9 protein-coding genes and 1 pseudogene are annotated in these 9,800 nt (G+C 64.6%); 6 read left to right on the forward strand and 4 right to left on the reverse strand.

The genetic code is table 11. From position 1 onward, the window contains the following. From ASE48_RS33605 to ASE48_RS29390, 3 genes are all read left to right on the forward strand, one after another. The coding region (locus tag ASE48_RS33605) for a DUF3237 family protein (protein ID WP_268766339.1) at positions 1-105 on the forward strand (105 nt) is incomplete at its 5' end. 55 nt (positions 106-160) lie between these two features. Then, entirely contained in the window at positions 161-1,093 is a 933-nt protein-coding gene (locus ASE48_RS29385) for an alpha/beta hydrolase (RefSeq protein WP_057170652.1), read from the forward strand. A 411-nt stretch (positions 1,094-1,504) separates the two neighbouring features. Beyond that, positions 1,505-2,782, forward strand: a complete 1,278-nt coding sequence (locus ASE48_RS29390; RefSeq protein WP_156409417.1) for a lipase family protein — start codon at positions 1,505-1,507, stop codon at positions 2,780-2,782. A 40-nt stretch (positions 2,783-2,822) separates the two neighbouring features. On the opposite strand, the gene ASE48_RS29395 is transcribed toward ASE48_RS29390, so the two are convergent. Beyond that, positions 2,823-3,419 (reverse strand): TetR/AcrR family transcriptional regulator, encoded by a 597-nt coding sequence (locus ASE48_RS29395; protein WP_057170653.1) that lies wholly within the window; start codon positions 3,417-3,419, stop codon positions 2,823-2,825. 114 nt (positions 3,420-3,533) lie between these two features. On the opposite strand from ASE48_RS29395, the gene ASE48_RS29400 reads away from it, so the two are divergent. From ASE48_RS29400 to ASE48_RS29410, 3 genes are all read left to right on the forward strand, one after another. Beyond that, positions 3,534-5,309, forward strand: a complete 1,776-nt coding sequence (locus ASE48_RS29400; RefSeq protein WP_057170654.1) for an acyl-CoA dehydrogenase — start codon at positions 3,534-3,536, stop codon at positions 5,307-5,309. Between the two features lies 1 nt (position 5,310). Continuing rightward, positions 5,311-6,279: an NAD(P)H-dependent flavin oxidoreductase gene (locus tag ASE48_RS29405; RefSeq protein WP_057170655.1), complete on the forward strand. Its 969-nt coding sequence runs from the start codon at positions 5,311-5,313 to the stop codon at positions 6,277-6,279. A 67-nt stretch (positions 6,280-6,346) separates the two neighbouring features. Continuing rightward, complete coding sequence (locus tag ASE48_RS29410; protein WP_057170656.1) at positions 6,347-7,192, forward strand: LLM class F420-dependent oxidoreductase; 846 nt, start codon at positions 6,347-6,349, stop codon at positions 7,190-7,192. Between the two features lie 44 nt (positions 7,193-7,236). Here the strand turns inward: ASE48_RS29410 and ASE48_RS29415 are convergent, their stop codons facing one another. The 3 genes and pseudogenes from ASE48_RS29415 to ASE48_RS29425 all read right to left on the reverse strand — a co-directional run. Next, complete coding sequence (locus ASE48_RS29415; protein ID WP_057170657.1) at positions 7,237-8,070, reverse strand: SDR family oxidoreductase; 834 nt, start codon at positions 8,068-8,070, stop codon at positions 7,237-7,239. 76 nt (positions 8,071-8,146) lie between these two features. Further along, positions 8,147-8,716, reverse strand: coding sequence for a TetR/AcrR family transcriptional regulator (locus tag ASE48_RS29420; RefSeq protein WP_235571655.1), 570 nt, complete (start codon positions 8,714-8,716; stop codon positions 8,147-8,149). A gap of 322 nt (positions 8,717-9,038) precedes the next feature. Beyond that, positions 9,039-9,800: pseudogene (locus ASE48_RS29425) on the reverse strand (pyruvate carboxylase); the annotation flags it as partial.

A 9,800-nucleotide genomic window follows, 5' to 3' on the forward strand; every position in this document is an offset into this window, starting at 1 on the left:
GGAGACCCCAGATACACCTGGGTCAACCAGAGCATCTTCGTCGGACAAGGACGCATCCAACCCGGCCCCGTCGTCGAATTCCAGGTCTTTCGAGTCGTCCTGTGACCTCGACTGAGCGCCCCGCTGCCAGATGCGCCCCTCTCGGAGGTCGACGGCGCGTATGACTGTGCTGCACGATCAGGTTCAACAGCTGTTGGATTCTCTGTCCCGTCGGCCGACTGTAGAGCCGTGGGAGATGTCAATCGCGGACTACCGAGAGGCCGGCGAGAAGCTGACAGCGTTGGCGGGTGACGTTGATGAGCGTTGCACGGTAGACGAATTCACCATCCCCGTCCGCCAGGGATCGGTCGCGGCGCGGAGCTACCACCCCCCTCTGGCCGGACCCACGTTGCCGGGCGTTGTTTACCTGCATGGCGGGGCATTCGTACGAGGCAGCCTGGACACCCACGATCGGCTCTGCAGAAAACTCTGCGTGCGGGGCGGACTCATCGTGATTTCCGTTGCGTACCGCCTGGCACCAGAAGACCCGTTTCCCCGTGCTCACCATGACGCCGCCGATGCCACGTCATGGGTGAGCGCGCACGCCGACACTCTGGGCATCAACGTTGCAGCGCTGGCGGTCGCCGGCGATTCGTCGGGGGGCGCACTGGCGGCAAGCGTTGCGCTCGCGTCGCGGAAACACGGTCCCCCGGTCAAGGCTCAAGGCCTGCTGTGTCCCGCACTCGACGCGACCATGAGCGGTGACTCCGTCGAGCGGCACAGGGACGGCCCGTTCCTCACCCGGGCCGCGCTCGAATGGGCCTACGACATGTACGTGCCAGATATCGACGATCGCCGTTCCAGCCTCGCCTCACCGTTGCTCACCCAGGATCTCGTGGACGCCCCGCCTGCGGTGATCGTCAGCGCTCAAGTGGATCCGGTGGCCGACGACGCCGACCGCTACGGGAAAAAGCTTGCTGCGGCCGGCGTCAAAGTTCGCGCTCACGAGTACGAGGGCATGCCGCATGCCTTCCCGTTGCTGGCGGGCGTTCTCGACGCCGGCGACCACGCCATCACCGTATTCGCCAGAGAACTCGCAGCGCTACTCAGATAGCAGTCCAGTGCGGCCTGTGCCAAAGGTCGCCGAGTGATCAAGCACTTACCGGCACACGGCTCCTACAGCACGCGCGGCTGCAACGTTGTGCGCCCTCCCGGGGACGGCTTCGCCCTCAGGCGAAGTTCGGGTGATGCCGGCGGTTCTCGTTCCGCAGGCATCACCCGCGATGACGCCCTTCGATTCGCAACTTGTCGCGAAACTCTCACTCCGCTAAAGCCTTTGACCTAGACCTGCCGTCCAAAGACGTTCAACCGAAGGACACCATCGATGATTCCCTTTCCACGTGATGAGAATGGGCACGTCTCGAAACGCCGGCATTCCCACAGCCACGCGCAGCGCGGGACTTCTCTACGCCGCGGCACCGCGCTTCATAGCAGAGTCCGATCGGCGGAAATCTGCTTGAGGGCCATGGTCGCCGCGCTGTGCGTCGTCACGCTGTCGCCGTTCATCGCGAGTATGCCGGCTGCCCGGGCTGACGAGTCACGGTATCTGGCGTTCTATACCCCGCCGAATCCTCTGCCCGAGGGCGCACCTGGCGATCTCATCCGGACAGAGCCTTCCCGGCTGGTTCTGGAGCCTTCCGGACAGTTGGGTTCATTCGTGGGGACCGGAACTCGAATCATGTATCGCAGCACCGACGCTCAAGGTCACCCCGTTGCGGTCACCGGAACCTATATCGAACCGCACGTCGCGTGGCCCGGTTCTGGGCCTCGACCGCTGCTTGCCTACGCAACAGCCCCGTATGGGATGGGAGAGCAGTGCGCGCCCTCTCGTCTGTTCAACCAAGGCATTCATGCGTCCTTGGATACCGGCTTCGACCTGATGTTCAATCTCGAAGAAGGGTTCATCGCGACTCTACTGGCGCGGGGCTTCGCGATAGTGGTCACCGATGGTGTCGGACTGGGAGTGCACGGCCCGATGGCGCCACAGTTCCTGAACCGAGTGGCAGGCGGGACGGCACTCAATGACGCTGCGCGCGCAGCGATGAAACTGCCAGACACCACACTAAAGCCGGATGGTCCCGTCGCATTCTGGGGCTGGCTGGCAGGCGGCGGACACTCTGCGTTGGCGGCGGCCGAGTTGGCAGGCACGTACGCACCCGAACTCAACGTCGTCGGAACGTACGCCAACGGCGCGACGACCGATCTGCCGAGCATGCTGCCGCCCCTTGATGGAAACCAGCTCGCCGGATCGATGGGGTGGGTGCTTCGAGGTATTCAGGAGGCGTATCCCGATATGACACAACCGATTGCGGACTCCCTGACCCCGCGCGGCGTGGAGATGCTGGCCAACACCAGTCGGCAGTGCATGATGCAAACCGGCATCGACTACGCCTTTCGCCATCTGCAGCCATGGTTCAAAGAGGACCTTTATCAATCGGTGCGGGAGGATCCGCTCAAATCGATTCTCGCAATGCAACGCATCGGCAACGTTAAACCGACTGGCCCGGTCTACCTTTCACACAATCGTTGGGACTCCTTCGCGCCGTACGAGTCAGTAGTGGTGACTGCGAGAGATTGGTGCGTGTTAGGGGCGGACGTCACCTTGTGGACCAACGAACAGCCACCGTTTCTCAACAAGATGAACACCAACGCACTCTTGACTGCCTTCGTCGACGGCGAGCGCAGCATGGCGTGGATCGCCGACCGCTTCAACGGGGTCCCCACCGAACCCAACTGCAGCTGACATGCGCGACGCCTTCAATGTGCAAGCCGGTCGGGCCGACTCAACGCACCAGTCGTTCGACAATATCGGCGTAGACGGCGCCCAGTTTTGCGGGATCCCTGTGCCGCCGCGAGGGGAACCACCGGCACACGTCGACGCACAGCGATGAGATCGCCATGACGACCTCATCGACGGCGTCGACGTGAAACTCGCCGGCCGCCACGCCGTCGGTGACGATGTCGGCCAGCAGCGTGTTCGTCTGACGGCGCAACGCAGTGATGGCGCGATGGTGCGCGGGTGTCAGCCCGTGCAGTTCGTAGTGGACCACGCGTGCTTGCTTGCGATTCTCGGCCAGCCATTCCGCAAAAACCGCCACCACTGCCTTCAGTCTGACGGTGTGATTGACCGCGCCGGCATCGGCATCGTCGTTGGCGGCTCTCAGGGCGTGCAGCAAACTGCTGTGCCCGTCGAGGGCGATCGCGTACAGCAACTCCTCCTTGGAGGAGTAGTGCGGGTACATCGCTGTCGCGCTCATGTTCAACCGTTTGGCGATCTCGCGCGTCGAGCTACCGCCATACCCGGACTCGGCAAACACCTCGATCGCAGCGCGCCGTATCCGCTCGGCGGCGGAGGGGGCGGCGGATCGGTCTGCGGGCATGGCCAGCGCACTCTACCGCCTCGGCTTGACAGGCCGGAAGCCGCGTGCAACATTAGCGATCGCTAATATTGTTAGCGATCGCTAATGTTTCACGGATACGAAAGGGCGGCTGGAATGACCGAGTTCATCTCCCGGCGTGATATCGACTTCCTGTTGTACGAGTGGCTCGACGTGGCCGATATGGCCAACCGCCCACGCTTCTCCGAGCACTCGCGCGACACTTTCGACGCGGTCCTTGATCTCTCCGCCGACATCGCCGCCAAGTACTTCGCCCCGCACCGGAAAAAGGGAGATCAGATCAAACCCACGGTGGGCCCCGACGGGACCGTCGTGCTGATCGACGAGATCAAAGAGGCACTCGATGCGTTCAGCCGGGCCGGCCTGCTCGCAGGCTCATTCGACGACGCTGTCGGCGGGATGCAATTGCCCGCGGTCGTGGCCGAGGCATCGATGCTGTTCTTCCGCGCCGCCAATCCCAGTACCACCGCATACCTTTTCCTGACACTCGGCAACGCGAACTTGCTCGCGAAGTACGGAACTTCGGAGTACATCGACACCTGGGTTCGGCCGATGCTCGAAGGCCGGTACCTCGGAACCATGTGTCTTTCGGAACCCGACGCCGGATCGTCATTGGCCGATATCACGACCAAGGCCGCACCCGCCGAGGATGGCACCTACCGCATCACCGGGACCAAGATGTGGGTGACGGGCGGCGACCACGAACTCGCGGAGAACATCGTGCACCTTGTTCTCGCCAAGGTTCCCGGCGGCGGCCCCGGAGTCAAGGGCATCTCATTGTTCGTCGTTCCCAAGTACCTCACCGACGGCACCCGCAACGATGTGGCACTCGTCGCGCTCAACCACAAGATGGGCAATCACGCCACGACCAACGCGCTGCTGAACTTCGGTGACGGGTCCCACCGGCCTGCTGCCGACGCGGGTGCCATCGGTTACCTCGTCGGCGAGGAGCACAAGGGCTTGGCCTACATGTTCCACATGATGAACGAGGCCCGGGTGGCAGTCGGACTCCAGGCGACGGCTATCGGTTACGCCGGCTACTGCGCCTCGGTCAAGTACGCCAAAGAGCGCACCCAGGGCCGCACTGTCGAGGGTAAGGACCCCGTTCGGCCAGCCGTGCCCATCATCGCGCACGCCGATGTCAAGAGAATGCTGCTGGCCCAAAAGTCCTACGTCGAAGGCGCGCTCGCGCTCGGCCTCTACTGCACCCGCCTGGTCGACGAACAACGCACCTCCGGCGACCCCGACCGCCAGCGGGCACAACTGTTGCTCGAGGTGCTGACACCCATCGCCAAGAGCTGGCCATCACAGTGGTGCCTTGAGGCCAACAACCTGGCCATCCAGGTGCACGGCGGCTACGGCTACTCCACGGACTTCGACGTCGAGCAGGGCTACCGCGACAACCGGCTCAACGCCATCCATGAGGGAACGCACGGCATTCATGGCCTCGACCTGTTGGGGCGCAAGGTCGTGATGCAGGACGGCGCCGGTCTCACCCTGCTGGCCGAGCGGGTCATCGCCACCATCGACCGGGCGTACACGCACCCCACCACAGCGCGATTCGCCGCCGCGCTGCGAGAGGCGCTCATGCGGCTGATCGACGTCACCGCCAAACTGTGGGCAGCCGGCGACGTCGCGGTGACGCTGGCCAATTCGACCGTGTACCTGGAAGCGACTGGGCATGTCGTGATGGCATGGATCTGGTTGGAACAGATGCTCGCAGCCGGTGGCAACACCGGTGACTTCTATGACGGTAAGCGCGCCGCCTGTAACTACTTCTTCACCTACGAACTGCCCAAGGTCGGGCCGCAGTTCGACCTTCTGTCCAGTCTCGACCGGTCCCCGATCGACGCACAGCCGAGCTGGTTCTGATATGGCGCTCCCGCCCGCGCTCCTCGGAAACCTCGCACTTCCGGTGGTCGCTGCGCCGATGTTCATCAGCTCGGGGCCCGAGTTGGTGATCGCGCAGTGCACCGCCGGCATCGTGGGATCGTTCCCCGCACTGAACGCGCGGCCGGCTCCAGTCCTTGGCGAATGGTTGCAACGCATCACCGCAGCGCTCGCCGAGCACAAGGCCGCTCACCCCGAACTGCCGACAGCTCCGTACGCGGTCAATCAGATCGTGCACCGTTCCAACGATCGCCTCGACGAAGACGTGCAGACCTGCATCGATCACCGGGTTCCGATCATCATCACGTCACTGGGCGCGCGACCAGATATCAACGCGGCCATCCACTCGTACGGCGGAGTGGTGTTTCACGATGTCATCAACAACGAGTTCGCCCGCAAAGCCATCGACAAGGGCGCTGACGGACTGATTGCCGTCGCGGCGGGTGCGGGCGGCCACGCGGGAACCGTCTCGCCCTTCGCCTTGGTACAGGAGATCAGAACGTGGTTCGACGGCCCGCTGTTGCTATCCGGCGCCATCGGGCACGGCCGATCGATTCTGGCAGCTCAAGCCGCGGGTGCCGACCTCGCGTATATCGGATCTGCCTTCCTCGCCACCCAAGAGGCCGACGCACCCCCCGCGTACAAGGACATGATCACCGCCAGCACATCGGCAGACATCGTCTACACCAACCTCTTCACCGGCGTGCACGGCAATTACCTCCGCGGATCGATCTCGGCCGCCGGTCTGGACCCAGACAACCTGCCGATATCGGAGCCTTCAGCGATGAACTTCGGCTCGGGCGGAAACATCAACGCCAAAGCGTGGCGGGATATTTGGGGCGCCGGACAAGGCATCGCGACGATCAGCGCCACGCTACCCACCGCACAGTTGGTGGCTCGGCTCCGGCACGAGTACGACACCGCGATGGATGGGCTGCTTGCTCGGCGTTGACGCCTTTAATCCATAGTCCTGCAATACATCTCGGAATAGTTTGAGTGCGCGACAGGTTGACTGAACCATGACTAGTTTAACTCTGGGTACTTTCGGTGTCTTCGGTCTGTTCCAGCAGTGGAAGCAACTGACCGCCGCACAGCTGAGGGAAATCGAGGCACTCGGCTACGGCGCAATCTGGGCAGGCGGCTCGCCGCCTGCCGAACTCGACTGGGTTGAGTCAATCCTTGAGCCCACCGAGACACTGAAGGTGGCAACGGGCATCGTCAACATCTGGTCGTCGGCCGCCGGTCAGGTCGCCGAGTCGTTTCACCGCATCGAGGCAGCCCACCCCGGACGATTCCTGCTCGGTATCGGTGCCGGACATCCCGAGCTGATCGCCCAGTACAAGAAGCCCTACGAAGCGCTCACCGAATACCTTGCCAAGCTTGACGAATACGGCGTGCCCAAGGACCAGCGCGTCGTCGCCGCGCTCGGTCCCCAGGTGCTCAAGCTGGCCGCCCGGCGAAGCGCGGGTGCCCATCCCTACCTGACCACCCCGCAGCACACCGCTCAGGCGCGCGCCCTGATCGGACCGGATGCATTCATTGCTCCGGAGCACAAGGTGGTGCTGACCACCGACGCCGCGCAGGCAAGGGCCACCGGACGCGAGGCTCTCGCCATCTACCTCAAAGGGACCAACTACGTGAACAACTGGAAGCGTTTGGGATTCAACGACTCCGACGTCGCCGCGCCCGGCAGCGACGCCCTGATCGACGCGCTTGTGGCGTATGGCAGCACCGATGTCATCGCTGCCAGACTGAAAGAGCATCTCGCCGCCGGCGCGACCCACGTGCCTGTGCAGGTCCTCACCGGACCTGACAAACTGATTTCCTCGCTCACCGAATTGGCCGGACCGCTCGGCCTCAGCTGATCCCGCGCGCTGATCGGTATCAGGTCCTTCGCCGCCCTCGGCGATCAGCGAAACGCATCGAGGTGCTCACCGGCCCACTGCCGGAACGTGCGCCCGGGCCGCCCGGTGATGCGCTCGACGGATCGCCGCGCCTCGTCGTGGTGACGGGGCAGCCGCGACCAGTAGTCGAGGATGGCGTCGACCAGAGGTAGCGGAGCGTGCCGCGAAAGGTGTTGCACGGCTCGCTCTCTGCTGGGCTCGCGCCAGTCCAGTTCGCGCGCGAGCAGGCTCGCCAGAATGTCGCGTTGCCGATGGAAGCTGAGGACCTCGGGGCCGCCGAGAGGCAGGACGAGCCCCTCCAGATCGTCGCCGGTGAGCGCGCACTCGGCCACGTCGGCGATGTCCTCGGGATGGATAACGTCGAGACAGGCTCCCCAGAAGGGCTGCTCGACCGGGATTCCGGCGCGGATGAAGGACGCCCAGTCCAGCGTCATCGTGGCGAACGTTCCCGGCCGCAGCACCGTGGTGTTGAACGACGCACCAGCAAGGGCCTTTTCGACAACGGCGTGATGTCGCGCCAGCGAGTTGAGTTCCGTGTCGCCCATCTCGACCGAGTCCGAGGACAGGAGGACGACCCGCCGGACGCCTGCGCGCTCTGCGCAGTCGACGAACTCCTCGATGGCGGCGGGTTCCGCGTAGAGGAAAATACGGTCGACGTCCGCCAACGCCTCGTCGAAGGTCTCCGGCGCGGCAAGATTCAGTTCCACGATCTCGGCGCCCAATCCTGCCGCCCTGCGGGGATCGCGACTGCCTGCCCTGACGGCGTGGTCGGCCGACGTCAATCGTCGAACCAGGCTGGCCCCGATTCCACCTGTCGCGCCGGTGATGAGTGTGGTCACCGTTGAAACCCTACGAGCGAATCAGCAATGAAACAAGACTTGAGTCCGGATTCCCTGCATCACTCCTGGTCTAGCGCTACTCGCATTTGTCAGGCTGGGCGCCCGACAGCACCAGGTCCAGCAGTGCGCGCAGTTCGGCACCGAGGTCGGACGCTGGTGGTTCCTCCTGGATCCACTGCGACATCGCGGAGACGTAGCCCGCCGCGAGCAGCCGTCCAACCCGTTCCGGTCGCACGGACGGCCGCAGGACCGCCTCGGTTTCGACGATCAGTGCGACGAAGTCCACCCCTACTGGATGGTCGACCAGCATCGTCGTGTGCAGAAGGGCGGGCGGGACCAGCGCGCACATCTCCGCACGGGCAACGGAGTTCGAGGCGGCCAGGGTGTCCAAGTAGGCTCCGAGCACTTCCCGAAGTGGCCGACCCGCCACGCCGTCAGTTCGCGCCGACGTCCTGGCCTCGTCCCGTCGTCGCCGCATCCATTCCTCTAGGAAGAGCGTCTTGCGTGGGAAGTGCGTAAAGACGGTGCTGCGCGAGAGGCCCGACCGGTCGGCGATCTCGTCCATCGAGGATGCCTCGAATCCGCGTTCGACGAACAGCGCGATGGCGGCTTCGTAGACCCGGTCGTGCCGCTCTGCTCGCTTCACCGTTCGCCGGGTCGGCCCCTGCCGGGCACTCCGCCCGCGCGTGTGCCCGGTGACTGTTTCGGAGCGATCGGGATCCATGGCCCCAGTGAAGCATGGCGGTGTTGCCGGTTCTAGCGAGCCGAGGGCGGGCAGAACGATCAGATGACGGCGGAGCCGCCTTTCTCATCCCTTATAGCGAAGACGCTCTGCGGTGGTGCCGATCCCTCGGCGCTCCGCTACGACGCGCAACGGCTGTCCGGAGCTGCAGTTGCACAAGCGGTTATCCGCGCATTACACCGATGCATATGTCGTGTCCGGGCCGCGATCAGCACGCTCTCGTGGGTCAGGTGACGACCGCCAGGAGGTCTCCGCCCTCGACCTGGGCGGTGCCGGTGACGGCGATGCGTTCGATGGTGCCGGCCTTGGGTGCGGTGATGGGGTCTGCCCGGCATCGACCTTCTCCCCGGTCGCCACGCCGACGGTGACCACACCGGCGAACGGTGCGGCGACGTGGTCGGGGTTGGTCTTGTCCGCCTTCTCCGCGGCCGCGACGTCGCTGGCGATGCAGCGGTCACGCACCAGCACCGGGCGCAGCTGCCCGTTGAGGATGCACATGACGGTGCGCATGCCGCGCTCATCGGCATCCGACACCGCCTCCAGCCCGATCAGCAGTTCGACACCGCGTTCGAGCAGGACACGGTGTTCCTCGCCCTGGCGCAGACCGTAGAAGAACTGGTTGGCGCTCAGCGTCGAGGTATCCCCGTACTGATCCCGATGCGCCTCGAATTCCTTTGTCGGCCCGGGGAACAGCAGCCGGTTGAGCACCGCCCGGCGCTTGGTACCGGGCTGGGCGAGCACCGTCTCGTCCTCGGCCGAGAGCTCCTGCTCGGGCTTGGCCGCCGCGCGACCGGCCAGCGCCTTGGTACGCAACGGCTCCGGCCAGCCACCGGCTGGATCACCGAGTTCACCCCGCAGGAAACCGATCACGCTGTCGGGGATGTCGTACTTGTCGGGATCGGCGGCGAACTCCGCGGCATCCGCGCCCGCCCCCACCAGGGCCAGCGCGAGATCGCCGACCACCTTGGACGACGGGGTCACCTTGATC

It is taken from the genome of Mycobacterium sp. Root265 (assembly GCF_001428895.1).
Classification (GTDB): domain Bacteria; phylum Actinomycetota; class Actinomycetes; order Mycobacteriales; family Mycobacteriaceae; genus Mycobacterium.

Excerpts from the sequence above, each read along its gene's own strand:
- ASE48_RS29400 (WP_057170654.1), top strand. The coding sequence starts at position 3,534 with ATGACCGAGTTCATCTCCCGGCGTGATATCGACTTCCTGTTGTACGAG.
- ASE48_RS29410 (WP_057170656.1), top strand. The coding sequence starts at position 6,347 with ATGACTAGTTTAACTCTGGGTACTTTCGGTGTCTTCGGTCTGTTCCAG.
- ASE48_RS29395 (WP_057170653.1), bottom strand. The coding sequence starts at position 3,419 with ATGCCCGCAGACCGATCCGCCGCCCCCTCCGCCGCCGAGCGGATACGG.
- ASE48_RS29390 (WP_156409417.1), top strand. The coding sequence starts at position 1,505 with ATGGTCGCCGCGCTGTGCGTCGTCACGCTGTCGCCGTTCATCGCGAGT.
- ASE48_RS29405 (WP_057170655.1), top strand. The coding sequence starts at position 5,311 with ATGGCGCTCCCGCCCGCGCTCCTCGGAAACCTCGCACTTCCGGTGGTC.
- ASE48_RS29385 (WP_057170652.1), top strand. The coding sequence starts at position 161 with ATGACTGTGCTGCACGATCAGGTTCAACAGCTGTTGGATTCTCTGTCC.